Source organism: Coleofasciculus sp. D1-CHI-01, assembly GCF_040218875.1.
Taxonomy (GTDB): Bacteria; Cyanobacteriota; Cyanobacteriia; order Cyanobacteriales; family Coleofasciculaceae; genus Coleofasciculus.
In genome coordinates this window covers 1-26,213 of sequence record NZ_JAVJQP010000013.1, presented here as the reverse complement: position 1 = coordinate 26,213, position 26,213 = coordinate 1, and the positions used below count along the sequence as shown (strand labels likewise).

The window sequence follows — 26,213 nt, the reverse complement described above, 5'->3', positions numbered from 1 at the left end:
ACACGGATTACACTGACAGGTTAGTTATCTATTAACAAAGGATAAAGATGTATACGGAATTGATATCATTTGTCCTTTGTTAGGGATGACTGAAAATACGGATGATGGATAACTATGGCATACGCGATCGCGAATTCCCAGGACTCTCAGGTTGAGTCTCCAGTTTTCTCTGTCCAAGACTATTTGCTAAATCCCCCTGACCATACAGAATGGGTAGATGGGCAATTGGTGGAGAAGCAAGGGATGACAGCCAAACATGGTCGAATTCAAGCACGATTAGCTCGATATTGGGGAAATTATAAAGAGGATCAGAGTTTGGGCGGAGATGTTTACACGGAAACCCCCTGTTGGACAGGAGAACGAGGGCGTCGTCCTGATGTATCTTATCTCACTCCTGAACGGGTAGAACAATTTGGCGAGTTTACGGTTTTATCTCAAAGTTTCCCCTTAATTGCTGAGATTATTTCGCCGACAGATGGCGCGGAAGATGTTTTTGGTAAGGTCAAAGAGTATCTGCGATCGGGGTGTCAGGAAGTTTGGTTAGTGTTTCCTGAGAGTCACTGGGTTTTGGTGATTACACAACAGCAACAAGTTTTATTTAACCAGGGTGATGTGGTCAGGACACAGCAGGTGTTAATCGGTTTTAGTGTGGCGATTGATGATTTGTTGGCGTGAGTAGCAATTACTCAAATTAGCACTAGACCTGTTCAGCAAATATAGAGAATACCTATAGGTAGTAGGTGATAACCCTAATTGAGGACTATAAACCCCTAGATATAGTCGTGTCAGCTAATTAATTGATAGAGCGGAGGCAAGATATAATAAGCTTAGATGGGTAAAAAGTTAGAGATCAAGTCGGGGAATCTGACTCATCTGTTAATGTCTCAATCAACAAATCCATTTGCTGTTGTCGCTGTTGCAGAAAGGCTTCACATTGACGCAAATACTCGACAGCCGAGGCAAATTGGTCAAATACCTCGGCTAATTCCAGTTCCCCCCGTTCGATTTGCTCAATAATCGTCTCCACCTGAGCCACTGTCGCCTCATAGTTCCAAGACGGCGGGAGAGAGGGTTCAGCAGGGTGAGTACGAGAGGATGCGATCGGATCAATCATGAGAATCTAGAGTGTCGGTCTAGTAATAAATTCAAGGATAGCCTGGAATCCGACAACAAAGGTTAAAATAATCCCGGTCAATATTTTTTCCCGAACCGGGAAAGTCAACCTGGAAAGCCGCTAAGAGGTACAATGCCTAAGACTTACACCGTCGAAATCAATCACGAAGGAACAACCTACACGATAGAAGTCCCAGAGGATAAACAAATTCTTCGGGCTGCGGAGGAACAAGGTATAGACTTACCCAATGCCTGTAATGCTGGCGTTTGTACAACCTGTGCCGCTAAAATCATTGAGGGTTCTGTTGATCAAAGCGAAGGGATGGGACTTGGACCCGAATTGCAAGAGGAAGGGTATGTCTTGCTTTGTATCGCCTTACCGCGCTCTAACCTGAAAGTTGAATCCGGTAAGGAAGACGAGGTGTATGAGCGCCAATTTGGTCAACCGTCTTGAGTCAGCATGGTGTTGGGGCGCAACCTACTTGTGTTGACATGCACCCAGCATTTGTACCCCTTGACAATTGATCATTTATTGTAATTTACCCCACTCAGAAAATGACAACTCACTTCATTACTGCCGAAATTGACCTCCAGGAGTCACCGAAACAACTCCATCAAGCGATTGAGACAGAACTGCAAAAACAGGGAGAACCCCTGCGTTGGGCGGTTACGGCTGTGGATACTCAGGAACAAAAGGCTCAGGTTGAAGCCATTGTTACAAATAACGATGCTCAACCGTCCACTCCTTAACCATTGTGCGTCCTTATACTGTTGTTTTAATCGTTCCCACAGGAATTGGCGCATCCATTGGTGGCTATGCGGGAGACGCTTTACCCGTCGCCAGAGCGATCGCGCAAGTCTGCGATCGCCTAATTACTCATCCTAATGTCCTCAATGGCGCTCAACTCTATTGGAATTTGCCCAACGCCCTCTATGTCGAAGGCTATGGGCTTGACAAATTCGCCGCTGGATGCTGGGGATTACAACCTGTGCATCAAAATCGGGTGGGGTTAATTCTCGACCAAGGGATTGAACCGGATCTGCGTTTACGCCATCTGCAAGCAGCTGATGCCACCAGAGCCACGTTAGGACTAAATCTGACTGATTACGTAATCACCGACGCGCCCTTAAATGTGGAACTGCGGACAGCACCATCGGGGGCGAGTTGGGGTACAATAGGCAATCCCGATAGTTTGTTGCGATCGGCTGAGGTGCTGATTCAACAGGCAAAGGCAGACGCGATCGCAGTAGTGGCTCGTTTTCCCGATGATCTGGGAAGCGAAGCCCTAGAAGCATACCGACAGGGACAAGGAGTTGATCCTTTGGCGGGTGCAGAAGCTGTGATCTCTCACCTAATCGTGCGAACCTTCCAAATCCCTTGCGCCCACGCCCCGGCATTAATGCCCCTTCCCCTAGAACCGAACTTGTCGCCGCGATCGGCCGCCGAGGAATTAGGCTATACGTTTTTACCCTGTGTGCTGGTGGGGTTAAGTCGCGCCCCGCAATTTCAGGTGACGCGGCGTCAACCGGGAGCAATTTGGGCAGAGGATGTGGATGCAGTAGTGATTCCTGCTAGTGCCTGTGGTGGTAGTGCCTTGTTAAGCTTAAGTCAGTTACGGACTCAAATTATTGCCGTTGAGGATAACCAAACCTCAATGCAAGTGCCTCCAGAACCTTTGGCAATCAAAGCGGTGCGAGTACACTCGTATTTAGAGGCACTGGGTAGGTTAGTGATCCATCGCGCTGGAATTAGTGCCGATGCTCTGAGTCCCTCCCTGTCGTCTATGCATAACTTATCTATATATTAGTGACTAAACAGCTTCCCGATAACCCTGACTTTGAACCCCTCACCCGCACCCAAGTGTTAGTTGCCATGGGGATAACGGCGGTTGTTTTGCTCGTCGTGGCTAAACTCTGGCTGAGATTTGGGTCGGTAACACTTTTATCCCTAGACTTTACTGTAGAAGGATTACTCATCGGATTAGGCATAGGCTTAGGAATTACCGCGATGAGTAGTGTGGTTTATCGCCTCTGGTCAGGCTACCGTAAAAGTGCTGACGTTTACCTCAACTTGGTTTTAAAGCCGTTGGTATTACCGGATCTGATTTGGTTGGGGTTACTTCCGGGTATGAGTGAAGAGTTACTGTTTCGAGGGGTAATGTTACCCGCCATTGGTTTGAATGCCGTGGGTGTGATTATTTCTAGCTTGGTATTTGGCGTTTTACATTTGAGTGGTTCCCAACAGTGGCCCTATGTGGTTTGGGCAACGATTGTGGGAGTGTTACTGGGGGTTAGTGCTGTAGGGACAGGGAATTTATTGGTTCCGATTGTGGCTCATGTAGCGACCAATTGGCTGTCTAGTTTCTTTTGGAAGTTAGGACATCGAGAGGTTGAAGCGTAGATCCTTGGATAGATCCCCGACTTTTTGAAGCCATTTTAATTTTTCGATTAGCTTTGATAAGAGAGCGCGGGAGTTGGAGGAGAGAATTGCTGAGAATGTAGCACAAATTTTGAATCTTTGAGCATTTAGTACAATAAAGTTAATGGTTTTAGGGGGTTTGAGAGGATGAATATTACATTTAAACCAGAAGAGGAGCAGTTGATTCAAGAAAGGCTCAAAAGTGGCAAGTATGGAAGCGCTTATGAGGTGATTGTTGAGGCGTTGCGATTACTTGAAGAACGTGATAATCACTATCAAAAATGGCTGAAAGAAACGCGGGGGAAAGTAGCGGTTGGTATTGCACAGCTTGATAGAGGAGAAGGAATTGATGGGGAGGTGGTGATTGCTAGGTTGCGGGAGAAGCTTCACAAAGCGGGTGAAAATCAAGAATGAGCCGTTACATTATTTCTCCAGAAGCGAGTCAGGATTTAGATGAGATTTCTGATTATTTTTTGAGTCGGAGTATAGCGGCTGGTGAACGGTTTGTAAATGGGTTTGAGCAGAAATGTAAGAACTTGGTGAAGTTTCCCAATATAGGGCGTTCTTATGCTGACATTGAACCGTTGTTACGGGGTGTTCCTCTCTTAGGTTACATCATTCTTTATCGGGTGATTGAGGATGGCGTGGAAATTGTGCGGGTGGTGAGTGGGTATCGGGATTTAGAATCGTTGTTTTAAGAGGTAATCGTTTTCCCCTTCCTCTTAGTCTAAACTCCAGTTAGCTGGTAGGGGCGGGTTTCCCGATAATCGGGTTTTGCCAATACGATGGCAATAAACCCGCTCCGATCACGGTTTATAGTCGGCGATGCTGGGATTTTTAGCGCCCAAGCGCAACGACGAGCTGGGCGATCGCTTGGGGTAAAATGCGATGTTCTTGAACTTGAATCCGGGCGTGTAGCGTCTCTGGCGTGTCGTCAGGAAACACGGGAACGGCGGCTTGGATTAAGATGGGTCCACTATCGACTTCTGGGCTAACTAAGTGTACTGTACATCCAGTAATTTTCACCCCGGCGGCTAAGGCTTCTGCTTCGGCGTGAATCCCTTTGAAACTGGGTAAGAGACTCGGATGGAGGTTGAGGATGCGATCGCGAAATGCATCAATCAAGACTGGCGTGACAATTCTCATCCAACCCGCCATAACCACGAGTTCAACGTGATACTGTCTCAATGTCTGGACAATTTGAGCATCGAGGGCTTCCCGTTTTTTGTAATCCCGGTGATTATGGAGAACGGTGGGAATACTGAATTTTTCGGCTCTGGGGAGGGCTTTGATACCGGGATTATTGTAGATCATCACTTGAATTTGGGCATGGAGTTGCCCATCTGCGATCGCTTGGGCGATGGCTTCAAAGTTGCTACCACTTCCCGATACCATAATTCCTAGTTTTACAGGAGGCGTATCTTGGGCTGGTTTAGGAGTAACCGACGGTGAAATAAGACTAGGGGTTGTGTCTGTCGCTGGGGTATTGCTGGTCATAGAACTACAGGAATTACCAAGAGTATCATAATTGTTGGGTGGCGTCTGCCCGATACAGTATTGCCTCAAAATACGATAACCTGTACTAAAATAGCCAAACCCTTACCCTTCTGCCTCAGCTAGCCATGACTCAATCGACTGACTTCCTGACGCACCTCAATCCCTCTCAACGTCGCGCCGTCGAACATTTCTGCGGTCCTTTGCTGGTTGTGGCGGGGGCGGGTTCGGGTAAGACGAGGGCGTTAACCTATCGCATTGCCAATCTGATTCTCACCCATAAAGTCGATCCCGAAAACATTTTAGCGGTTACGTTCACCAATAAAGCTGCACGGGAAATGAAATCCCGGATTGAAACTCTATTCGCCCAGCAACTCGCCACCCAAACACGAGATCAGCGTTTGGAGTTACTTCCAGAACTTGAACAAACCCAGTTGCGATCGCGAGTCTATAAAAAATATATCAAACCCTTGTGGATTGGTACGTTTCACAGCCTGTTTGCCCGGATTCTCCGCTATGACATCAATAAATATACAGATGAAAAAGGACGCCAATGGAAGCGTAATTTTTCCATCTTTGACGAATCCGACGCCCAAACGCTGGTAAAAACAATCGTCACCAAACAATTAAATCTAGACGATAAAAAATTTAATCCTCGTACCATTCGCTACGCGATTAGCAATGCCAAAAACTTAGGTTTATCACCCCAAGCCTTTGAAAAAGAACAGTCTGGTTATAAAGGGCGACTCTATGCTGAAGTTTATCACCATTATCAAGACCAGTTAGCCGCCAACAATGCCCTGGACTTCGATGATCTAATTTTAGTCCCCGTTAAACTCTTCCAACAAAACGAATCCGTTCTGGGATATTGGCACAATCAATTTCGCCATATTTTAGTGGATGAATATCAAGATACTAACCGGATTCAGTACGAACTGATACACCTATTAACCACAAACGGCGAACCAGAAAAAACGCAATGGGATTGGCGCGATCGTTCGGTGTTTGTAGTCGGTGATGCCGATCAGTGTTTTCCTCCTGGAACTAAGGTTTTAACCCCCGTCGGCGAGAAAGCCATTGAAACCTTGAACGTGGGAGATCAGGTTCTCTCACCAACCGGACAAAAACAACTTTACCCCCATCAAATCACGCATATCAAAAAAGGATACTTTTGTGGAACTCTCTGGTCAATTCGTGCGGGTGAACAGGTATTACGTGGAACGCCTCATCATATTGTTCTTGCCAGAATGACACCCATTGAAGGGCATTATTATGTGTATCTGATGTATCGAGCCGATCGCGGCTATCGCATCGGCATCACTAAAAGTTTACGTCACAACGATTATCGATGCGATGAACTCGGCTTTAAAGTTCGTATTGCCCAAGAAAATGGGGATAAGCTTTGGGTACTGAAAACTACAACGTCTTATGAAGAAGCAGCTTACTATGAAGCCTATTATGCAGCTAAATATGGGTTACCAACGCTAGTATTTCATGGTAAAGGTAGGCAAATGCGCCTGAATGATGAGTGGATTTTTCGCCTATACCAAGAAATTGATACCATCACCAATGCTCACCGATTAATGCAAGATCTCTGGCTGCATCCAGATTTTCCTCACTACCGTCCTCAAAATGGTTTGCGCCGACAGACATTAAATCTGGTTATGTTTGGTACACCTCGGTTAGACAATAAAAAATCGGCAAGTTATCACCGCATCCAATGGTGTTCTAATCGTCGTGATATTGCGACCAACTTAGAAGCGGCTGGCTTTTCCATTCGTTCGGGGAAAAATAGCCGAGGGTATCGGGTTGAAACAGCGAGAGTTTCATACAAAGAAGCGGTGAGTATGGCGCATTCTATTGCCGATGCAGGTCAACTGGAAATTCAACGCAAAGCATTAATCAGTGGCACAAGTTATTATTTTATGCCTTTATCTCATCTCCACCCCGGAATGAAAGTGCTAGTCGAGGTGGATGATACCTTAACAGAGGTGGAAATTGAGCAAGTTTGGCAAGATGAGTATGAGGGAGACGTGTATGACCTAGAAGTCGATGTGGCTCATACTTATATAGCGAATCGTATGCTAGTCCATAACTCAATTTATTCCTTTAGGATGGCAGATTTCACCATTTTATTGGGATTTCAGCAAGACTTTGGTGATGGGTTGCCTGATGAAACAACCCGCACCATGGTTAAATTAGAGGAAAACTATCGCTCGCGCGAAAATATTCTCCAAGCCGCGAACTATTTAATTGAACAGAATACCCAACGGATTGACAAAATTCTCAGACCCACACGCGGTTTTGGGGAAGTCATTTACTGTCATCACGCCGAGGATGAGTTAGAAGAGGCTCATTTTGTTGTTCAACAAATTCTGAAACTTAATCAACAGAACCCGGAACTAGATTGGGGCAGTTTTGCCATCCTTTATCGGACGAATGCCCAATCTCGCCCCTTAGAAGACGCGCTGCGCGGTCGAGTACCTTATGTGATTATCGGCGGATTGAAGTTCTACGATCGCAAAGAGGTTAAAGATGCCTTAGCGTATCTAAGAACCATTGCCAATCCCAGCGATACTGTCAGTTTATTGCGGATTATTAACACGCCACGACGGGGTATTGGTAAAGCCACAATTGATAATTTAGTGCTGGCGGCTCAAGAATTGGGAACTCCCCTCTGGGAAATTATCCAGGATGAAACCTCGGTCAATACAATTGCTGGACGTTCGGCTAAAGCGGTTAATCGGTTTGCCCAATTGATTAAGCAGTGCCAAGAGAATACGGAAAACTTAGAAGCGGTAGAAATTATTAAGTTTATCATGGAGGAATCTGGATATACTGATGACCTAAAAAATCAAGGCACAGACGAAGCGGAAAACCGATTGGCAAATATCCATGAACTTTATAATGCTGTCGTTCAATTTCAGGAAGAAAATGAAGATAGCAGCTTAGAAGGGTTTCTGGCAAATGCGTCTCTGGCGTCTGACTTAGATAATTTGGAAGATGGGCAACAAGCGGTATCGTTAATGACGTTGCACTCGGCTAAAGGATTAGAGTTTCCGGTTGTGTTTCTAGTTGGTTTAGAACAAGGACTTTTTCCCCATAACCGGACGATAGATGACCCAATTGCTTTAGAAGAAGAACGCCGTCTCTGTTATGTAGGAATTACTCGCGCCCAAGAACAACTCTTTCTTGCCCACGCCCGGGAACGTCGTCTTTATGGGTATCGTGAACCAGCGGTTCGGTCTCAGTTTTTGGATGAGTTACCTGAAGAATTAATTAGCAGTACCTTGGTGAAAGTGAAACAGCAAACGCCTTCTGCCTCAACGGAAAAGTCATCAAAATCCTCTAGTTCAACGGCAAAATCGAAAGAGTGGAAAAAAGGCGATTTACTGCGTCATGACACCTTCGGTATCGGAGAAGTAACCCATGTGTTTGGTTCAGGCAAGAAAGTTAGTATTGCGGTTAAGTTTCCCAGTTTGGGACAAAAAATTCTTGACCCTAAGCGAACCAATATACAACGAGTAAATTAGTTGGGAAATAGATAAAAGTCAATTGTAGGGGCGGGTTTAGTCACTAAAACTACTTGTCACCGATAAATGAACAACAAAACCCGCCCTTATTCAAAAGGCAATAGGCAAGAGGAAAATAAATCACCCCTAAGCCAAATTTTTGACAATGATTATTTTTATCATTAGCGCGGCTTACCTAATTCGTAGGCGGCGGATGCCAATGTGTCAGCAGCCGCGTAGTTACCCTGCTGATGGAGTAGTTTAGACCAAGCATCGAGAATCTCCCAATCGTGGATTCCTTGAGACTTGAGAGACGTGATCGCCTGGTTAACCTGTTGCTGTATCTGTTGGGTACGGGTTGAATCTGTATTCAAAACTTTTGGGCAATCCAGTTATGGCAAGTGGGAAAATAGTTCAATTAATAAGGGGGCGGTGCAAAGCAAAGCCACATCAATGACGGTAATGGTTGCGGTGCGAATCCAAGAGGTGTTCATAATGCCCCTTCCTTTAAACCACGATAGGTTTGAGATGAACTATTGCATCCTACGCGATGACGCCTGTAATGATCCAGAGATTTCCGTCACAGGATAATTGTGATCTTCAGCATAGGATAGTGCGATCGCGTCTTAGGAAAATTGCCTGGTAAATCCAGTCCTGGCTTAGGATTAAGCCGTTAATGAGCCTGATTTATCGCAGAAGAGTTATTGTCATGAAACTTAAAAATTGACTTATAACTTATGACTGGATCGACGCCCTAACGCGATCGCAATCGAACCCGACACCACTAACATCGCCCCCAATAACCCTAAACCTGTCCACTGTTCTGGTGCAACCCATCTGGGGATAAAGCGCGAAGCCATCCAAACTGAACTTAATGTCACCAACGGTGTAAGTGCCAATACCGCACTCACTCGCGAGGCTTGCCAATGTTCCAAAGCTTCTGCAAACGCCCCATACGCAATCAGGGTATTTAATCCACAAAAGAGGAGTAAACTCAGGTGTAACGGACTCAAACTGAGCAGGGATTGCGGTGTCGTTAGCGGCGTGAATAATACAGCACAGCCGCCATAAATCACCAGCATTATCGTAGTAGACGGTAACTTATGCAAAAGTTGTTTCTGCGCCAAAGCATAAATTGCCCAAGTTACAGCAGCTAAGACGATAATCATATTACCCAATAGATAGGTAGAGCGTGAGGTAATTACGACTTGGAATCGATCATGGAAAAATAGAGTAAATCCCAACACCAGAATACCCACACCAATCCATTGACGCAGAGTATAACGTTCTTTAAACACAACCAAAGCGCCCAAACCCAAAAACATGGGGGCTAACTGAATCAGCACTTGGGCATTTGTGGGAGACGTTTGCCCTAACCCTTGCAAAAATAGCAGGTAATTACCTCCTAAAAAAAGAGTCGCGATCGCGAGGAGTCCCAGAGAGGCTGAACGCAGTTGCTGTAATGACGGAAACTGTTGTCTTGTGGTTAAATAAAGCGCCAGCAATCCAAAAGCCATGAGAAAACGAAACCAGGTGATTGTATAAACATCCAACACCTGAAGAGTTATGGTTAGCGCTAGGGGGAGAATCCCCCACATAAATACAGTAATTAAAGATAGCGCTAATCCCAAGCGCCAGCGTCCCGAAGTTTGATGAAGTGCCATGAATAACGTAAAAAAAGTAAAAAGTCATTTAGAGACGTGCTTTTGAAGCGTCTGCCAATTGTAGGGGCGGGTTTAGCCACTAAACTTGAATATCACCAATAACATTTAGAACAAAACCCGCCCTTTCCTAAATTGAAGATATAGGCTGTAGCTTAACTTAACACGAATAGCACGGAAATAAGCATTTTGGGAGCGCCAAAACCCTTTATCTATCGTAGGGTGGGCATTGCCCACCAGCCTTAAGGAGCGTGACATTCAACTTAAAACTAATGCCAACCCCAATTCCCAATCCCGATTAAAAGAAATCCGGCATCCAAGGTAAGGAACCTGAAAATAGCAAACTTGCCTTTGACAACGCTGCCGCTGTACTATCCAAATAACCCATCCGTTGCAGTTGCTCAGGCGTAAATAAACTGGTGAACAGAGAAGCCAACGCCCTTACATGCAAGCGGAATTCACCAGTCCCTCCCGGCGTGACTTTCCCCTGTCCCTGGGAAACACTCAAGATAAAGTTACCGTTATTTCTGGCAAATAATTCATCCTGAACCTGTAAATTTAATTCGGTTTCAATCTCTAAAGGATATCCTCGTTTTTCCAACGCTTTAGGGACATCAAGAATCCGCAGCATCCAACGTTCTTGCTGGCGAATTTGAGCCGTTTGCTCCACTAAGGGTAATGTTAAACTATCCATCAAAGAACTGTACCACCGTACTCGCCTCACCTGAGAACGATGATCCGCGCAGAATGTCCAAAAACGTCGTGCGGCGGCTGGGGTCAGGAATGCCCAATCTTTAATATTCAGCAATAAGCCCTCAGCGTTTGAAGATTGGGTACAGATAACATAGCCTTCCGGTTGAGATTCGACACCGATAAGATAAGCATAAATCGACTGATTAGTTGGTGCTTCCAGCAGATTTTGCCAAATCGCTGGATTTCGATTTAAATTACCATTGGTTGTTTGCGCCTGTTGAGAATATAAGTCCTGAAAAACCTCATAGTTTACGGGTTTTATCCTAGACATCGGTAAAGTGCGATCGCGTAGTTGAATTGTCTGGGTTGGTATCTGCCAACTACAGCGAATCCCGGCTTGTTCATAGCCGACTTTGCGATAGAGAACCTGGGTAGCGGCGTAGAGAGTGGAAATGGGTACACCTTGCTGATGAAGTTCTTGGAGTGTGCATTGCATCAGTGTGTAAGCTGCACCTGTACCCCGATACTCTGGCGCAATGCCAACAGCGGCAATTCCTGCCATAGGTATTGATTGACCGCCATACCATTGACCCATAGAGTAAATCGCTAAACCGCCAACAATCTGTTTTCCTTGACGAATCAGCCGTAAATTATCTTGACCAATACGATTTAGGTAAACTTGCCAATCGTTAAGGGCACTGCCGAAACATTGCGTCAGTAGTTCCCCAAGTTGTTCAGCTTCGTCTGGGTTGGAGATGCATCCATAATCAAGTTGAGCGCTGGTAAGCATTTTGCACTCTAATAATACTATTTGTATTTAAGTATTTAATTGTAATACATTCATTGAGAATTTCCTTCTTGCGCCAGAAACCTCAGTCGGGGCGGGTTTAGTCACATCTGGATGTCCTTGGTTGCGCCACATACCGTGAAAACTAAGAACCTGCCAAGGTAGCGGCTATTGAAAAGACCAACTTAAAAAAGGTTGGAACGGCAAGGCGATGATCACAGGACTAGAATAACTCTTGATCAATTTTCCGGGTTCAACGATACCAGATGCAGTCGGCGGCGTTGGGTTAAGCGACTTGTTGACTACAAGCAGGATGCGCCGTCAAAAACTTTGGGTTGTAGTATTTCACCCCTAGTTGATCCAATGTTGCGATCGCGCTATCCATGGCTTCCTTAATCCAATCGTTTGGATCAGGGGACTTCCCACTGATTTGGTAATCCGTTACATACGGTTCGCACTCATCGGGATCATAGGTTCCGGAAGCTCGGCAAATAGACACATAGATGGTGTTATCAACATCTGGATTTGGCATTTCAATTCTGATGTAGTGATTCAGATAGAGCAAGGTTGACATGAACATGAGGCTAATCTCTCCGTCTTTGCTAAAGGGATTTACATCTCTTGATTAATATTACTTTTATTTTTATTCGATTCCTATATTTTCGCTTCCGCCAAATTTTCGGATTATTTTGTGTACTTTGGCGGATTGACAAATGTTGCACATTTATGTAAAAATAATTAATTTTATGTTTTTTGATATTACTAAAAAAAAATCAATATTTTTTCGGTAAACTAATAATTATATAACAAAACTCAATCAAATGCTGTACAGTATACCCACGTTAGCAGATAAGCCAACGATGAACCATGAACCATGAACAAGTATTGAATTATTTACGATCAATAAATATATAAGTCGTCATTTCTCCCTTACCTTTAACCGGAATTGGACCCCGCTGCTCAAATAAAAACTTGTCTTTGCAGAGCTTGTATGTCGTTTCTGTCACCTGAATCTTGTCAGGAATGCCATGAGATTCCATGCGGCTAGCGGTATTGACTGCATCTCCCCACAAATCATAAATAAATTTCTTAGTGCCAATTACCCCAGCAATCACAGGACCACTATTGATCCCAATCCGCAGACAGAAATTTTCATCCTGAAACTGATTAAAGCGAGCCATGGCGATTTGCATATCTAATGCCATTTCGATCATGGCTTCAGCGTGATCCTTGCGAGGAGTGGGAATACCACTGGCGATCATATAAGCATCGCCAATTGTTTTTATCTTCTCTAACCCATGTTTTTCCGTTAATTGATCAAATCGGGAGAATATCTGATTTAATAAGAAAACCAATTGCGCGGGTGGCATCCGAGCCGAAATATCGGTAAAACCCACAATATCGGCAAATAAAATGGTTACATCGGCAAAGCGATCGGCAATCAGACAGGTTTCCTGTTTTAATCGCTCGGCAATGGGTTTGGGTAAAATATTCAACAATAAACGATCAGATTTCTCCTGTTCCCAACGCAATGCCTTCTCAGCTTGCTTGCGTTGGGTAATATCACGGACAAAGGCACAGTTGTATTCCTTGCCGTTAAATTCTAAATAACTAATTCGCACTTCTACGGGGATACGTTTACCCGTTTTACTGCGATGATGAGATTCAAGACAGAGGGAACCACATTCTTGAAGAATATGCCAATGATCTGACCAACTCTGAGCTGTAAAATTAGCATCAATTTCATGAATTTTCATCGACAGCAAATCATTCAGAGGATACCCCAACAACCGACAAGCGGCATAATTGACATACAATATCTTTCCATCTTGCCCAATCCAGAAAATTGCATCAGCCGCTCGATCAATTGAAAACTGCGTAAATCGTAATGCATCATTAACGGTTTCCAGTTGTTCATTCGCCGTTTCCAGTTGGGTTGTACGTTCAGCTAATGCTTGTTGTGCCAAATATTTCTCAGTGATATCATTAAACAACCAGAGGCGACCTTGAATATCTTGACCGTAAGTCGGCAAACTTGAGATACTCAATACCACTGATTTGGGATGACTAAATGTCCAGATCCAGTCGTGAATTTCGACGTCCGGTTGGGAAAAAAGCTGTGCCGCCTGTTTAGCAATCTCCTCCTGATTATCCGCGCTGCTGCGTAAGGTTGCCATCGCCTGGGCGATCGCACTCGGTTCCGCTTCTCCTTGTTTTAATCCCAAAATCTTTGCCCCGGCTGGATTTAGCCAACCTTGTCCGCCACTGATATCGACAAAGACGACGCCCTGAGGGATTTCTAAAATGGCATTGTAGCGGGCTTGGAGTTGTTCGAGGCGAAACGCTGTGGTTTGCAGACGTAGGAGGGTATGAAGTTCTCCCAGCAGTAAATCCAGGAAATGACGCTGATAGGAGGGCAGGTAAGTTTGGCGATACCAGAGTAATAAGATAGCACCTTGCTCCTGTGTGGTTTGTTCCTTTCGCAAGGGGAGTACCGCTAGAGACTTGGTACCTTTGGCGACAAGCACAGGGGCGGCTTTGGGCGTCGCCGGATAATTCTCATAGAATAGGGTGCGGTTATGGGTTAGGGCTTCAGCAAAGAGTTTCGGCGTTGTCAGTTTATTCGGTAGGGCTGTAGGCGGGAAACTGACGAGTGATTGAGCCGTTACCTGATCGAGTTGACGCAGTGCGATCGCGGCGTCGGCTTGGGATAACTCATACAACAAGCCTGTAACCTGCTCAATTAGCTGATCAGGAGTATTGGTATCTGATTGGGCGATCGCGGCGAGTACAGAACCCGCTGCTAATTTCCATTCAATCTCTAACAGGAAACGACGCACTAGCAAACCCGATGCGATCGCCAAACTCACTCCTGTGAGCCAAGGGCATAAGTAGGCATACCGACTCACAAGCAGCCAGCCAACGATCAAAATCAACCCGATTACAGACAGCGATCGGGGATTGGCACCATCTCCCTTGTCTCCTCTGCTTCTCGGCTCCTCTACTCCCTTATCTACTCCCGTTCTTATGGCGGTGAACAGACTCAGAACCCAAGCAGGTAGAGGGAACAAAACGATGACAGTAAAGACAATCGATACTAGACTCAGTGTCGAGATTCTGCTGGGATTAAGCGTATCTAGTCCAACCAGCATCAGCAATAGTCCGATTAAAAATCGCCTAAATGTAGGAAGCTGATTGGGATGAGCCAAGGATAACAATGAGCATTAATAATACGTTAAGTGAAGAAGAATGTTGTTGACATAGAGTGTTTGTCATCAGAGCCAAAGCACTTCTAGCACAAAGGATGCCGACTACGAACTACTGTTATATCAACACCTTTTAAGTTAAGAACTAAAGACAAGCCGCGATCGCTTGTGTTACGGTATCTGGCGCACTCAAGTGAGGTAAATGACCCCATGCTTTTATATTGATTAGCTGACTCTCAGGGATGTTATCTGACATATACTGACCCACTTCTGGAGGTACAGCAACATCATCACTCGATTGTAGAATCAGAGTCGGTACATTCAGGCACGATAACTCTTTCCGGTGATCCGACTGGAATATAACTCGAGCAACAGCTTGAGCAATATCTGGACGAATAGCCGTCAGAGTATTCGCAAATTCTGTTGCTAGTTCCGGACGTTCAGGGTTTCCCATCACCATGGAGGCAAAACCACTCACCCAAGCATAGTAGTTCGCTGACATCGCCCCATAGAGTGCATCTAGGTCAGACTGATCAAACCCACCCACATATCCCACATCGTTGAGATACCGAGGAGATGCACCGACAAAAACAAGCTGACTGAAGCATGAAGGATTGGTCAGCGCGGCTAGCAAGCTAATCATACCACTGACTGAGTGACCCACCAAAATGGAGTTTGTAAGTTCTAACTCGTGACAGATTTCCAGTAAATCCTCAGCATAGCTATAGAGACTACTGTAGCGATGAGGACTATAGGCAGAAAAATCGGATTTTCCGGCACCAACATGATCAAAAAGGACAATCCGATAGTCAGAGGCGAAGGCGGCGACTTGATGACGCCAAGCGGTTTGATCTGAACCAAAGCCATGGGCAAAGATGATCGTCTGAGTCCCTTCACCGAGAATATTGATATGATTGCGTTCTAATACACTTGTGGTCATTGGTCATTGGTCATTGGTCATTGGTCAAGGTATGAGTTCTATTTCCATAACGTACTCAATTGTGGAGAAAAAAGGACTCCTGAGATCGGCAAATACCATGAGAGACGCGACTAATCGCGTCTCTCCCCTGAAAATCCTGCATATAAAATTTGTCTTTCAAGAGACAGCATGGAATGCGGCTAATATTTGTTTAGGTCTCAACGGAAACTTAAACCCTGAATGATTGGTAGATGCAACGGGTTGCGAGTCGGAAGCCTTCGCTTGGTTCTCCTCTAAACCATCCCCGTCTAACTCAGAAACCGGAACTAACATGGAATCGTGAGAACGCACCGCCATTTCCCCTTGTGCTAATGCCTCTCGCCACTGACGCCCAGTTTTCCAAGCCTTAAACTTGGCAGCATTCCAACGAGGATTTACTGGATATCCCGCAAATCCACAACGCAACGCGGCATGGTTAGCACTGGGAATCAGGGTATTAACCCAAACATTATCGGTTAGATCGATTCGCATGAAGTTTGGCTCCTTGTAAACTGTAGACATAAACTTCACCTCCCTATTGTTGTCAACCGAACAATTTTGTTGAGTATTATCAACTATTGTATTACGGATTGTTAAATAGCTACATCGCTTACTTGCGATTGACTTGTATTCACCTTCAACCGCAACATAGCCATTTCCGGAGAAACGTGCGATCGCGCCGTTCGTAGTGAGCGCTTTAGCGCTTCCGTTCGTAGTGAGCGCTTTAGCGCTTCCGTTCGTAGTGAGCGCTTTAGCGCTTCCACAGTCAGAGATTGACTAGAGATCTTACCAGCAACCTTTCTCACAGGCGCTGAAGTCTAAAGGGCTGGGGATTTTTCCCACCCACGCCATTACCCTTTAGCAATGTAAAGAAACCTTAAAGATTTGTCAAACGCCTTATTTATACAAGCGTCCCCTAATCTGGAGTGACATTCAATCCTAAATTTTCTCTGCACCCAGACGCAGGCGATCGCACATCTTTTCCCCGGCTACCCTACTGGGACGGACAAAGTTGGGACGGACAAACAATGCGAGTCGCTTCCCGATGCCCTCATACACCAGGGAGTGCGGATGGCGAGACTCGAACTCGCAAGGCTTACGCCACACGCCCCTCAAGCGTGCGTGTCTACCGATTCCACCACATCCGCATGGCTAACCCATTATATCAGCTCTTTTGAGAAATTACGACTTCCCGACAATTTTGTTGAAATCCCACGCCGAGAACGTCACCCACGCTTCCCAAAGGATGCCACCAAAGGGGACAATCCCCCTTATCCTACAGAATACGGATATAGCAACGCTGTTTTATGGACTTTGCCAAAATCTTAATTGCCAATCGTGGGGAAATTGCCCTGCGGATTCTCCGAACCTGTGAAGAAATGGGAATTGCCACCGTTGCCGTTCACTCGACCATCGATCAACAAGCCCTCCATGTTCAACTAGCGGATGAAGCTATATGCATCGGTGAAGCGCCTAGTAGCAAAAGTTACCTGAATATTCCCAACATTATTGCCGCCGCCCTGACGCGCAATGCCACCGCCATTCATCCTGGCTATGGTTTTTTGGCAGAAAATGCCCGATTCGCCGAAATTTGCGCCGATCATCAAATCTCTTTTATCGGTCCGTCACCTGAAGCGATGCGGGCGATGGGGGATAAATCCACCGCTAAGGAAACCATGCAACGGGCAGGAGTACCCACCGTACCCGGAAGTGAGGGATTGTTGAGTAGTGAACGAGAAGCCATCACACTTGCCAAAGACATCGGTTATCCGGTGATGATTAAAGCCACAGCCGGAGGTGGTGGACGAGGGATGCGCTTGGTTCCCGATGAGAGTGCGATGAGTCGCCTGTTTCAAGCCGCCCAAGGGGAAGCCGAAGCCGCTTTTGGCAATCCAGGACTTTATCTGGAAAAATTTATCGTCCGTCCCCGCCACATTGAGTTTCAAATTCTTGCCGATAGTCAGGGTAACGTGATTCATCTGGGAGAACGTGACTGTTCCATTCAGCGACGCCATCAGAAACTCTTAGAAGAAGCCCCCAGTCCCGCCTTGACCCCAGAACTGCGAGAAAAAATGGGAACAGCTGCTGTCATGGCTGCCAAGTCGATTAATTATGTTGGGGCGGGTACGGTTGAGTTTCTGCTGGATGCCATGGGTCATTTTTATTTTATGGAAATGAATACCCGCATTCAAGTTGAGCATCCTGTCACCGAGATGATCTCAGGATTGGACTTAATTGCCGAACAGATTCGGATTGCCCAAGGCGAACCCTTGAAACTGACTCAAGACCAAGTAACGCTTAAGGGACATGCGATTGAATGTCGGATTAATGCCGAAGATCCCGATCGCAATTTCCGTCCTCAACCGGGGCGGATTAGTGGGTATCTGCCACCTGGAGGACCCGGCGTGCGGATGGATTCCCATGTGTACACCGATTATGAAATTCCCCCCTATTACGACTCATTAATCGGCAAGTTAATCGTATGGGCACCCAACCGCGATGCCGCAATTCGCCGCATGAAACGCGCCCTGCGCGAATGTGCGATTACGGGTGTTGCCACCACGCTGAGTTTCCACCAAAAAATCTTAGAAACCCCAGCGTTTCTCAGTGGTGATGTTTATACGAATTTTGTTGAGCAAATGATGGCAACCGCCCAATCTTAAAGGGTTAGGGTAAGTCAGTGGATCAGGGTCAGTAATCCTTGCTGACCGACAAGAATCTCCCGCAGTAAGCTAACAATCCCAACCCAAATAATCGGCGTAATATCCACACCCCCAATGGGCGGCACCAGTTTGCGGGTTGGGACTAAAAAAGGTTCGGTGGGCAAAGCGACCAGATTAAAGGGGAAGCGGTTGAGATCGATCTGAGGATACCAGGTCAGGACAATCCGGAAAATGAAGAGTAAGATAGCTAGTCCCAGTAAAGGGCTGAGAATCCATGTTGCCAGTGTCGCAGTATTCATGAGATAAGTCCTAATTTCACAGAAAAGTATGGAAATCAGTTAGCCAGTCTAACGCAAGACTGGGATGAACTACTATCATACTATCAGGGATAGGGTAGGATATCCGTATTCAGATAAGAGCTAGGATGACAATTCAGTTTCAAACACCTGAGTTGTTAACTCTCGAATAACGGGTAAGTCTCTGCTAATGAAATCCTCCCAAGCGGCTTGCACTTTCTGTTTTAATTCATCACTATCAACGATAAAATTTTCGAGTAAATCTTGTTCTGCTTGAGTCATTAAGTAGTCGAAAACAAGAAAACGGCAAGGTGTTAAGTCTCGTAAAGAAGCCTCAAACCCTTACAAATACTGTACTACACCGCGTTATAAAGTGCTATAATCATGTCCACCTCCTTACACGTCTTACTTTAATTGAGTGTAGAAGAATGTCACGTTGAAACCACTACTTTATGTCACCGGAGTCTGAGATCTAAAGTCAATCCAATTCCGTCCCACTCGTTCAGCGACATCAGCCGAATCATAGGGGAGTTGCATCCCAAATACGTCTCCTGTTAAGGTAGTTACCCGGAACTGCCAACAGTGAAGCTTGGAAAAGAAAACAGTGAGTAGGTAACCCCTATACGCTGTAAAAATATGGATATGAGTAATAGCAAGGGTAGATTGAGAAATTGGAATATTCGATCCAACTTGCTGTCACGACAAGCGCGGTTTTTTAGCTGCTTGAAAAACAGGGGTTTGACGGCGTATCCCGATAATAGTGCGCTTGCCAGTCAATCCCTGGATACACACCGACACCCAACAGGGTTAGCGATCGCACTCGTTGCCGATAGTGACGAGTATAGAGCCAGCCTAGTGCATCAGGCATGAAAATACTTGAGCAGCTTCGTAGATACGATGAAGCTGAGGGAGCTGGGGGAGCTGAGGGAGCTGGGGGAGATATTAGCTGCTGGCGTTATTTCTGCCTTCTTGCACTAGCAATCCTGCCGTACTGTGACCAATCAGATTTTTGCCCATCTCCTGAAGGGGTGACAAGCCGTCTAAAACCTTTAAAAATCAGGCTTTGAGTAGACATTAGTATCTCCAAAGATGAAGCCTTATTGACACCCTTATTGACAGATGAAGACCACAGCCATGAGATATGGGATTAGCGAAGCGTTGCGCAGGGGGTATGGGGGAGGCGCTCGTCCCCCATCGGGGGGTCTGGGGGGCTGGTCCCCCAGAAACAACCGCTATCTTTGACCCTATCTGTGACAATAAGAAATGGGCTAAAAGCAGGATGGCTCAACACAACAGAAAAGCTTGTCACCCCGTGAAGCCCATCTCCCTCAATGGCTGAGACGCTGAGAAATATTTACAAAATGAAATATTTCTTAATTATTTTGCAGTAATACTTAATCAAGTTAAAATCTCCCAGCTTGTAAAAACTAATACAGCTTATTATTTAGATTATTTTAAGGTAGGGAGTTGCCAAAATCTTAAATAAATTAAAAAAAAGTTAGACTACCTAAATTACTAAAATTTTGTTAGATAATAGAAGAGTATCCGGAAGCAGACAGGAAGGTTAAAAGACCATTAACGAATTCCGGAAACGACCGTCAGCCATATAGCATGGGGGTTGAATGTCGATTTATGTCCCCTAGACAAAACAACATTGACGTTGTTCAAGGAAGGACTCAATTGGAAAATTTATGCTAATTCGATCGCCAATATAATTGACGTTTTGTAGTGGAAGAGACGAAATTGATAGGGGATTTGCAATAGACAAGGAATTAAGTTGAAGTTTAGCGCCCCAAACAAAAAAGATTACCTAGCAACCCAAAAAGGTTTGTAACTATGACGAAACGAACGATTGCAACTCTAGACGGAAACGAAGCGGTAGCTCGCGTTGCCTACCCACTTAATGAAGTGATCGCCATTTATCCGATCACCCCCGCTTCTCCCATGGGAGAATGGGCAGATGCTTGGTCTTCAGAAGGTCGTAAGAACCTCTGGGGAACCGTTCCCTCAATCATTGAAATGCAGAGTGAAGCAGGGGCGGCAGGTACAGTCCATGGCGCGTTGCAGGCAGGGTCATTAACCAGTACATTCACAGCATCTCAAGGCTTGCTGTTAATGCTGCCCAACCTCTACAAAATCGCCGGGGAAATGACCTCAGCCGTGATCCATGTCGCCGCGCGATCGCTAGCCGCCCAAGCCCTGTCAATTTTTGGGGATCACCAAGATGTGATGGCGTGTCGTGCCACCGGCTTTGGTCTGTTGGCGTCGGGATCAGTCCAAGAGGCACATGACCTAGCGTTAATTACCCACGCCGCTAGCCTCGAATCCCGCATTCCTTTTATCCATTTCTTTGACGGCTTCCGCACTTCCCACGAAGTTCAGAAAATTGAACTTCTGGCAGACGAAGATCTGCGGGAAATGATCAACGATGAACGGGTGATGGAACATCGGGCGCGGGGTCTAACCCCGGATCGCCCCGTTCTGCGAGGCACCGCCCAAAACCCGGATGTCTATTTCCAAGCACGGGAGACCGTTAATCCTTACTACAACGCCTGTCCGGGAATTGTCCAGAAATCCATGGACAAATTTGCCGAACTCACCGGGCGCAAGTATGAACTGTTCCAATATTACGGTGCCCCCGATGCCGAACGAGTAATCATCCTCATGGGATCGGGCACAGAAACCGCCCATGAAACCGTGGATTACCTGAACAAACAGGGTGAAAAAGTGGGGATGATCAAAGTGCGGCTGTATCGCCCCTTTGATATGAAACAGTTGGTCAAAGCGCTGCCTGCTACCACCAAGAGTATTGCTGCCCTAGACCGCACCAAAGAACCGGGTGCTGGTGGCGAACCCCTTTATCTGGATATAGTTACAGCGGTTCAGGAAGCCTGGGAAGCGGATAGTCCCAAACCCAAGGTTGTCGGTGGACGCTATGGCTTATCCTCTAAGAAATTTAGCCCCGCCATGGTTAAGGGTATTTTCGATAACCTGGCGGCTGATCAACCGAAAAACCATTTTACGATTGGCATCAACGATGACTTGACCAATACCAGCCTCTCCTTTGATCCCAACTTCTCCACGGAACCCGAAAGCGTGGTGCGCTGTGTGTTCTATGGCTTAGGGTCAGATGGTACTGTTGGCGCGAATAAGAACTCGATCAAGATTATTGGTGAAGAAACCGAGAACTACGCCCAAGGTTACTTTGTTTACGACTCCAAGAAATCCGGTGCCGTTACTGTTTCTCACCTGCGCTTTGGTCCAGAACCGATTCGTTCAACTTACCAGATTAGCCAAGCCAACTTTGTTGCTTGTCACCAGTGGCTGTTCCTGGAAAAATTGAACGTTCTTAGTAGTGCTGCCCCTGGTGCCACCTTCTTGCTGAATAGTCCCTTTGGACCCGATGAAGTCTGGGGTCTGCTGCCCCGTCCGGTACAAGAAGAAATTGTCAACAAGAACTTGAAGTTCTATGTTATTGACGCCAATCAAGTGTCCATTAACAGTGGGATGGGACGACGGATTAACACTGTGATGCAAGTCTGCTTCTTTGAACTGGCGAATATCTTACCCAAAGAAGAAGCGATCGCGAAAATTAAGCAGTACATCGAAAAGACTTACGGCAAGAAGGGTGCAGAAGTTGTCCGCATGAATATTGAGGCGGTGGACAATGCCTTGGCGCATCTGTATGAAGTGCAAGTACCAGACACCCTGGACAGCACCGTGGATATGCGTCCCCCGGTTCCCGACACCGCCCCAGCCTTTGTTCGGGATGTATTAGGTAAGATGATGGCGCGGGGTGGCGATGACCTGCCCGTGAGTGCCATGCCCGTGGATGGGACATTCCCTACCGGTACGACCAAATGGGAAAAACGCAATGTAGCATTAGAAGTTCCCGTTTGGGACCCCGATGTCTGCGTCCAGTGTGGTAAGTGTGTCATGGTTTGCCCCCATGCGGTGATCCGAGGCAAGTCTTATGACCCACAGGTGTTAGAAAATGCCCCAGATTCCTTTAAGTCCACGGATACGCGGGATAAAGAGTATGGGGGACAGAAATTTACGATTCAGGTGGCGGTAGAAGACTGCACTGGTTGCGGAATTTGTGTCGATGTTTGTCCGGCGAAGAATAAGTCTCAGCCGAAGCTGAAGGCGATTAACATGGAATCCCAGTTACCGTTGCGGGATCAAGAACAGGAAAATTGGGACTTCTTCTTAGATATTCCTAATCCCGATCGCCGTTCCTTAAACTTAGACCGAATTCGTCAGCAGCAATGGCAAGAACCTCTATTTGAGTTCTCCGGGGCTTGTGCCGGTTGTGGCGAAACGCCTTATCTGAAACTGGCGACTCAACTATTTGGCGATCGCATGGTGGTGGCAAATGCCACAGGCTGTTCCTCGATTTACGGTGGAAACCTACCGACTACGCCTTGGTCACAGAATGCTGAAGGGCGTGGACCGGCTTGGTCAAATAGCTTGTTTGAAGATAACGCCGAATTTGGCATTGGCTTCCGCGTCTCCATTGACAAACACACCCAATTTGCCGCCGAGTTAGTGCAAACTTTAGCGGGTGAGATTGGCGATAACTTAGTCGGTGGCATTCTCAACGCGGAACAGAAATCTGAAGCCGATATTTGGGAACAACGGGAACGAGTAGCGCAACTCAAGCAGAAACTGCCAGAGATGAACTCTCCCGAAGCCAAGCAGTTGTTAAGTTTAGCCGATTACCTAGTCAAGAAGAGTGTCTGGATTATCGGTGGTGATGGCTGGGCTTATGATATTGGTTACGGTGGTTTAGACCATGTGATGGCAAGTGGTCGTAATGTGAATATCTTGGTTTTGGATACCGAGGTTTATTCCAATACCGGGGGTCAGGCGTCCAAAGCTACCCCACGGGGGGCGGTGGCGAAATTCGCGGCAGCGGGTAAACCGTCAGCTAAGAAAGACCTAGGTTTGATTGCGATGACCTACGGGAATGTCTATGTTGCTAGTGTGGCAATGGGGGCGCGGGATGAACATACCTTGAAGGCGTTCTTAGAAGCGGAGGCGTATGATGGTCCATCCCTAATCTTGGCGTATTCGCACTGTATTGCCCACGGGATTAATATGACCACATCGATGTCGCATCACAAGGCGTTGGTTGAGTCCGGGCGTTGGTTGCTGTATCGCTTCAATCCAGATTTAGTCCAAGAAGCGAAGAATCCCCTGCAACTGGATATGCGGAGTCCGAAATTCCCGGTGGAACAATCCATGTATCAAGAAAACCGCTTCAAGATGCTGACCAAGAGTAAGCCAGAAGATGCTAAACGTCTTCTAGGAGAAGCCCAGCAGGATGTGCAGACTCGGTGGCATATGTACCAATATCTGGCAGCCCGTCAGTTGGACACCCAAAACGGTCATGGAAATGGTCAGACAACCCAAACTGGTGAGGAAGTTAAGGAACCGACGAGTACCTAGTTAATAGTGTAGAGACGTAGCATGCTACGTCTCTACACCCGCCACAGGATTACCCATAAATAATTGAGAGGTTTAAACGGATGGATCTGACAACAACATATCTAGGGTTAGAATTGCGATCGCCACTCGTGGTTGGTGCGGCGGCACCTTTGACCGAAGATGTTGACAATATCAAGCGTATGGAGGATGCAGGGGCGGCGGCTGTGGTGCTGCATTCCTTATTTGAAGAACAACTGCGCCAAGAAAAGTTGGAGTTACACCATCACTTAGAGTATGGTACCGAAAGTTTTGCCGAAGCCCTGACCTATTTCCCGGAAGCAGAAGTCTTTCATGTGGGTTCAGAGCAATATTTAGAGCATATCCGCAAGGCAAAAGAGACGGTGAATATGCCGATCATTGCTAGTCTTAATGGTGCCACCGTGGGCGGTTGGACGCACTACGCCAAGGAAATTGAGCAGGCGGGGGCGAATGCGTTGGAGTTGAATATCTATAGCATCCCCACGGATATGGATCAGACAGGGGCTCAAATCGAGCAGAATTATATTGATATTCTGCAAGCGGTGAAATCGGAGGTAAATATTCCGGTTGCGATTAAACTCAGTCCCTTCTTCAGCAATATGGCAAATATGGCGAAGCGGTTGACGGAGGCGGGTGCTGATGGTTTGGTTTTGTTCAACCGATTTTACCAGCCAGATATTGATATTGAGGAATTGGAAGTTTCACCCAATGTATTGCTGAGTACACCGCAAGCGATGCGCTTACCCATGCGCTGGATTGCGATTTTATATGGTCGTCTGTCGGTGGACTTTGCTGCTACCAGTGGGGTACATAAAGGGCAGGATGTGATCAAAATGATGATGGCAGGTGCGAAAGTGACGGAAATCGTCAGTGTACTGCTGCGTCATGGGATTGGCAATCTACAAGAGATTGAGCAAGAGGTACGCCATTGGATGGAAGAACATGAATATGAGTCGATCAAGCAGATGCAGGGTAGCATGAGTCAGATTAACTGTCCTGATGAAAGTAGCTTTGAACGGGCGCAGTACATGAAGGCGATTCAGACATACAAGCCTCAATTGGTGGGGTTTGCGCCGTAGGGTGAACGCCAATTCATTAATTAGATCCCCGACTTCTGGAATAAGTTGGGGATCTGATCGGGACAAATCATCCAGGAAACCGGAGGGGCGCAAAGATTTGCGCCCGATTTGACTGGATTATTTACCGTCAGTTATCCGATCAAGGGTTAGTTTTTCGGTGTGGTTCAAGGATTCTTCGGATTTTTTAGCTTTTTCGGCTTTTTTAGCCATCGAGTCTAATTTACGGCTTGCCTTTTTCCGTCCATGTTCAATCGCCTGTTTTCTTTTCTCGGTTTTGCCAATCAATTCCTTGGTTGTCTCTAAGCCCTCAAATGCCTTTTCTGATGCCTTTTTCGCTTGTTCACTCCCTTTGTCTAAATCGACAGATTTCTCAGATTGGGGATGAGATGGGGTTAATTGTGCTGTAGGCGTTAGAGGGGTGGCTAAGGCGTCGCTACTATTGTCTGCGATCGCGAAACCAAAAATCAAGAAAATTGGAATTAAAAACAAGGCGAGAATTTGACGCAGTTTGCTGAGGTGTAATTTCATTTTTAATAGCGGCATAATATGTCTTTAAAGGGAACAGGGAACACCTCGGCTTCGCTCGGTGTGTCACAGGGAACTAGGAAATGGGCGATACCCGATACTTGCACCTTTGTCAATAAGCCTCGACACTCGCCAAGAACTCAAGTTCTTGGCTAAAAGCGCAAGTCGTCTCAAGACGACTAAAACTCTTATTCAGTTTGACGACTCCCCGCGCATAGAATGCGGGGGATTCTGAAGAGTAATTACTCACTCTCCCCTCCACTCGAATAGGCTGAGTTGAACCCATTCCATCCGAGGGTTCTCAGGCTCATCTGGCAACCCAGATGATTTCCCCTGTC

24 protein-coding genes and 1 tRNA gene are annotated in these 26,213 nt (G+C 46.3%); 12 read left to right on the top strand and 13 right to left on the bottom strand.

Annotation, left to right across the window (positions count from 1 at the left end):
• Nucleotides 1-114: 114 nt before the first annotated feature.
• The gene (locus RIB93_RS02205) at nt 115-675 is read left to right on the top strand and encodes a Uma2 family endonuclease (protein ID WP_446369878.1); all 561 of its coding nucleotides are present in this window, start codon (nt 115-117) and stop codon (nt 673-675) included.
• A 175-nt stretch (nt 676-850) separates the two neighbouring features.
• Here the strand turns inward: RIB93_RS02205 and xseB are convergent, their stop codons facing one another.
• The gene (gene xseB / locus RIB93_RS02200) at nt 851-1,114 is read right to left on the bottom strand and encodes an exodeoxyribonuclease VII small subunit (RefSeq protein WP_446369877.1); all 264 of its coding nucleotides are present in this window, start codon (nt 1,112-1,114) and stop codon (nt 851-853) included.
• Between the two features lie 132 nt (nt 1,115-1,246).
• Between xseB and RIB93_RS02195 the strand changes: the two genes are divergently transcribed.
• The 6 genes from RIB93_RS02195 to RIB93_RS02170 all read left to right on the top strand — a co-directional run bounded on the left by RIB93_RS02195 (nt 1,247) and on the right by RIB93_RS02170 (nt 4,230).
• Nucleotides 1,247-1,567, top strand: coding sequence for a 2Fe-2S iron-sulfur cluster-binding protein (locus RIB93_RS02195; protein ID WP_446369875.1), 321 nt, complete (start codon nt 1,247-1,249; stop codon nt 1,565-1,567).
• A 101-nt stretch (nt 1,568-1,668) separates the two neighbouring features.
• Complete coding sequence (locus tag RIB93_RS02190) at nt 1,669-1,863, top strand: hypothetical protein (RefSeq protein WP_446369873.1); 195 nt, start codon at nt 1,669-1,671, stop codon at nt 1,861-1,863.
• Between the two features lie 2 nt (nt 1,864-1,865).
• On the top strand, nt 1,866-2,921 hold the full coding sequence (locus RIB93_RS02185) for a DUF3326 domain-containing protein (protein WP_446369943.1): 1,056 nt from the start codon (nt 1,866-1,868) through the stop codon (nt 2,919-2,921).
• Nucleotides 2,921-3,514, top strand: coding sequence for a CPBP family intramembrane glutamic endopeptidase (locus RIB93_RS02180; RefSeq protein WP_446369871.1), 594 nt, complete (start codon nt 2,921-2,923; stop codon nt 3,512-3,514). Before RIB93_RS02185 ends, RIB93_RS02180 begins: the two co-directional genes overlap by 1 nt.
• A gap of 165 nt (nt 3,515-3,679) precedes the next feature.
• The gene (locus RIB93_RS02175; RefSeq protein WP_446369869.1) at nt 3,680-3,946 is read left to right on the top strand and encodes a ribbon-helix-helix domain-containing protein; all 267 of its coding nucleotides are present in this window, start codon (nt 3,680-3,682) and stop codon (nt 3,944-3,946) included.
• The gene (locus RIB93_RS02170) at nt 3,943-4,230 is read left to right on the top strand and encodes a type II toxin-antitoxin system RelE/ParE family toxin (RefSeq protein ID WP_446369867.1); all 288 of its coding nucleotides are present in this window, start codon (nt 3,943-3,945) and stop codon (nt 4,228-4,230) included. The genes RIB93_RS02175 and RIB93_RS02170 overlap by 4 nt, the downstream gene beginning before the upstream one ends.
• A gap of 139 nt (nt 4,231-4,369) precedes the next feature.
• Here the strand turns inward: RIB93_RS02170 and purN are convergent, their stop codons facing one another.
• Nucleotides 4,370-5,029 (bottom strand): phosphoribosylglycinamide formyltransferase, encoded by a 660-nt coding sequence (purN, locus tag RIB93_RS02165; protein WP_446369865.1) that lies wholly within the window; start codon nt 5,027-5,029, stop codon nt 4,370-4,372.
• 125 nt (nt 5,030-5,154) lie between these two features.
• Here purN and RIB93_RS02160 point away from each other — a divergent pair, with 125 nt between their 5' ends.
• Nucleotides 5,155-8,559 carry a UvrD-helicase domain-containing protein gene (locus RIB93_RS02160; protein WP_446369863.1) on the top strand — a complete coding sequence of 1,135 codons (3,405 nt, stop codon included), beginning with the start codon at nt 5,155-5,157 and terminating at the stop codon, nt 8,557-8,559.
• A gap of 145 nt (nt 8,560-8,704) precedes the next feature.
• Nucleotides 8,705-8,803 (top strand): sortase B protein-sorting domain-containing protein, encoded by a 99-nt coding sequence (locus RIB93_RS02155; protein WP_446369861.1) that lies wholly within the window; start codon nt 8,705-8,707, stop codon nt 8,801-8,803.
• Between the two features lie 463 nt (nt 8,804-9,266).
• Here RIB93_RS02155 and RIB93_RS02150 read toward each other — a convergent pair whose 3' ends face one another.
• The 7 genes from RIB93_RS02150 to RIB93_RS02120 all read right to left on the bottom strand — a co-directional run bounded on the left by RIB93_RS02150 (nt 9,267) and on the right by RIB93_RS02120 (nt 16,991).
• Nucleotides 9,267-10,202 carry a DMT family transporter gene (locus RIB93_RS02150; protein WP_446369859.1) on the bottom strand — a complete coding sequence of 312 codons (936 nt, stop codon included), beginning with the start codon at nt 10,200-10,202 and terminating at the stop codon, nt 9,267-9,269.
• A 295-nt stretch (nt 10,203-10,497) separates the two neighbouring features.
• Nucleotides 10,498-11,682, bottom strand: a complete 1,185-nt coding sequence (locus RIB93_RS02145) for a GNAT family N-acetyltransferase (protein ID WP_446369857.1) — start codon at nt 11,680-11,682, stop codon at nt 10,498-10,500.
• A 283-nt stretch (nt 11,683-11,965) separates the two neighbouring features.
• On the bottom strand, nt 11,966-12,259 hold the full coding sequence (locus tag RIB93_RS02140; protein WP_446369855.1) for a hypothetical protein: 294 nt from the start codon (nt 12,257-12,259) through the stop codon (nt 11,966-11,968).
• Between the two features lie 310 nt (nt 12,260-12,569).
• The gene (locus RIB93_RS02135) at nt 12,570-14,831 is read right to left on the bottom strand and encodes an adenylate/guanylate cyclase domain-containing protein (RefSeq protein ID WP_446369853.1); all 2,262 of its coding nucleotides are present in this window, start codon (nt 14,829-14,831) and stop codon (nt 12,570-12,572) included.
• A 199-nt stretch (nt 14,832-15,030) separates the two neighbouring features.
• Nucleotides 15,031-15,825: an alpha/beta fold hydrolase gene (locus tag RIB93_RS02130; protein WP_446369851.1), complete on the bottom strand. Its 795-nt coding sequence runs from the start codon at nt 15,823-15,825 to the stop codon at nt 15,031-15,033.
• Between the two features lie 156 nt (nt 15,826-15,981).
• Nucleotides 15,982-16,335 carry a hypothetical protein gene (locus RIB93_RS02125; protein WP_446369849.1) on the bottom strand — a complete coding sequence of 118 codons (354 nt, stop codon included), beginning with the start codon at nt 16,333-16,335 and terminating at the stop codon, nt 15,982-15,984.
• Nucleotides 16,336-16,909: 574 nt separating this feature from the next.
• Nucleotides 16,910-16,991 (bottom strand) — tRNA-Leu (locus RIB93_RS02120).
• Nucleotides 16,992-17,150: 159 nt separating this feature from the next.
• On the opposite strand from RIB93_RS02120, the gene accC reads away from it, so the two are divergent.
• A complete protein-coding gene (gene accC, locus RIB93_RS02115) occupies nt 17,151-18,506 on the top strand; it encodes an acetyl-CoA carboxylase biotin carboxylase subunit (protein WP_446369847.1) in 1,356 nt (451 codons plus the stop codon).
• Between the two features lie 14 nt (nt 18,507-18,520).
• Here accC and RIB93_RS02110 read toward each other — a convergent pair whose 3' ends face one another.
• The 3 genes from RIB93_RS02110 to RIB93_RS02100 all read right to left on the bottom strand — a co-directional run bounded on the left by RIB93_RS02110 (nt 18,521) and on the right by RIB93_RS02100 (nt 19,670).
• The gene (locus RIB93_RS02110) at nt 18,521-18,805 is read right to left on the bottom strand and encodes a YggT family protein (RefSeq protein WP_446369845.1); all 285 of its coding nucleotides are present in this window, start codon (nt 18,803-18,805) and stop codon (nt 18,521-18,523) included.
• Between the two features lie 120 nt (nt 18,806-18,925).
• Entirely contained in the window at nt 18,926-19,084 is a 159-nt protein-coding gene (locus RIB93_RS02105; protein WP_446369843.1) for a hypothetical protein, read from the bottom strand.
• Between the two features lie 433 nt (nt 19,085-19,517).
• Nucleotides 19,518-19,670, bottom strand: coding sequence for a hypothetical protein (locus RIB93_RS02100; protein WP_446369841.1), 153 nt, complete (start codon nt 19,668-19,670; stop codon nt 19,518-19,520).
• A 968-nt stretch (nt 19,671-20,638) separates the two neighbouring features.
• On the opposite strand from RIB93_RS02100, the gene nifJ reads away from it, so the two are divergent.
• Both nifJ and RIB93_RS02090 read left to right on the top strand, forming a co-directional pair.
• A complete protein-coding gene (nifJ, locus tag RIB93_RS02095; RefSeq protein ID WP_446369839.1) occupies nt 20,639-24,253 on the top strand; it encodes a pyruvate:ferredoxin (flavodoxin) oxidoreductase in 3,615 nt (1,204 codons plus the stop codon).
• A gap of 80 nt (nt 24,254-24,333) precedes the next feature.
• Nucleotides 24,334-25,350: a dihydroorotate dehydrogenase-like protein gene (locus tag RIB93_RS02090; RefSeq protein ID WP_446369837.1), complete on the top strand. Its 1,017-nt coding sequence runs from the start codon at nt 24,334-24,336 to the stop codon at nt 25,348-25,350.
• 117 nt (nt 25,351-25,467) lie between these two features.
• Here RIB93_RS02090 and RIB93_RS02085 read toward each other — a convergent pair whose 3' ends face one another.
• On the bottom strand, nt 25,468-25,893 hold the full coding sequence (locus tag RIB93_RS02085) for a hypothetical protein (protein WP_446369835.1): 426 nt from the start codon (nt 25,891-25,893) through the stop codon (nt 25,468-25,470).
• Nucleotides 25,894-26,213: the final 320 nt, after the last annotated feature.

Excerpts from the sequence above, each read along its gene's own strand:
- RIB93_RS02170 (WP_446369867.1), top strand. The coding sequence starts at position 3,943 with ATGAGCCGTTACATTATTTCTCCAGAAGCGAGTCAGGATTTAGATGAG.
- RIB93_RS02205 (WP_446369878.1), top strand. The coding sequence starts at position 115 with ATGGCATACGCGATCGCGAATTCCCAGGACTCTCAGGTTGAGTCTCCA.
- RIB93_RS02135 (WP_446369853.1), bottom strand. The coding sequence starts at position 14,831 with ATGCTGGTTGGACTAGATACGCTTAATCCCAGCAGAATCTCGACACTG.
- accC (WP_446369847.1), top strand. The coding sequence starts at position 17,151 with ATGGACTTTGCCAAAATCTTAATTGCCAATCGTGGGGAAATTGCCCTG.
- RIB93_RS02085 (WP_446369835.1), bottom strand. The coding sequence starts at position 25,893 with ATGCCGCTATTAAAAATGAAATTACACCTCAGCAAACTGCGTCAAATT.
- RIB93_RS02110 (WP_446369845.1), bottom strand. The coding sequence starts at position 18,805 with ATGAATACTGCGACACTGGCAACATGGATTCTCAGCCCTTTACTGGGA.
- RIB93_RS02175 (WP_446369869.1), top strand. The coding sequence starts at position 3,680 with ATGAATATTACATTTAAACCAGAAGAGGAGCAGTTGATTCAAGAAAGG.
- RIB93_RS02100 (WP_446369841.1), bottom strand. The coding sequence starts at position 19,670 with ATGCCTGATGCACTAGGCTGGCTCTATACTCGTCACTATCGGCAACGA.
- RIB93_RS02155 (WP_446369861.1), top strand. The coding sequence starts at position 8,705 with ATGATTATTTTTATCATTAGCGCGGCTTACCTAATTCGTAGGCGGCGG.
- RIB93_RS02090 (WP_446369837.1), top strand. The coding sequence starts at position 24,334 with ATGGATCTGACAACAACATATCTAGGGTTAGAATTGCGATCGCCACTC.
- RIB93_RS02150 (WP_446369859.1), bottom strand. The coding sequence starts at position 10,202 with ATGGCACTTCATCAAACTTCGGGACGCTGGCGCTTGGGATTAGCGCTA.
- RIB93_RS02130 (WP_446369851.1), bottom strand. The coding sequence starts at position 15,825 with ATGACCACAAGTGTATTAGAACGCAATCATATCAATATTCTCGGTGAA.
- RIB93_RS02160 (WP_446369863.1), top strand. The coding sequence starts at position 5,155 with ATGACTCAATCGACTGACTTCCTGACGCACCTCAATCCCTCTCAACGT.
- RIB93_RS02140 (WP_446369855.1), bottom strand. The coding sequence starts at position 12,259 with ATGTTCATGTCAACCTTGCTCTATCTGAATCACTACATCAGAATTGAA.
- RIB93_RS02145 (WP_446369857.1), bottom strand. The coding sequence starts at position 11,682 with ATGCTTACCAGCGCTCAACTTGATTATGGATGCATCTCCAACCCAGAC.
- nifJ (WP_446369839.1), top strand. The coding sequence starts at position 20,639 with ATGACGAAACGAACGATTGCAACTCTAGACGGAAACGAAGCGGTAGCT.
- RIB93_RS02195 (WP_446369875.1), top strand. The coding sequence starts at position 1,247 with ATGCCTAAGACTTACACCGTCGAAATCAATCACGAAGGAACAACCTAC.
- RIB93_RS02125 (WP_446369849.1), bottom strand. The coding sequence starts at position 16,335 with ATGCGAATCGATCTAACCGATAATGTTTGGGTTAATACCCTGATTCCC.
- RIB93_RS02105 (WP_446369843.1), bottom strand. The coding sequence starts at position 19,084 with ATGACTCAAGCAGAACAAGATTTACTCGAAAATTTTATCGTTGATAGT.
- RIB93_RS02190 (WP_446369873.1), top strand. The coding sequence starts at position 1,669 with ATGACAACTCACTTCATTACTGCCGAAATTGACCTCCAGGAGTCACCG.
- xseB (WP_446369877.1), bottom strand. The coding sequence starts at position 1,114 with ATGATTGATCCGATCGCATCCTCTCGTACTCACCCTGCTGAACCCTCT.
- purN (WP_446369865.1), bottom strand. The coding sequence starts at position 5,029 with ATGACCAGCAATACCCCAGCGACAGACACAACCCCTAGTCTTATTTCA.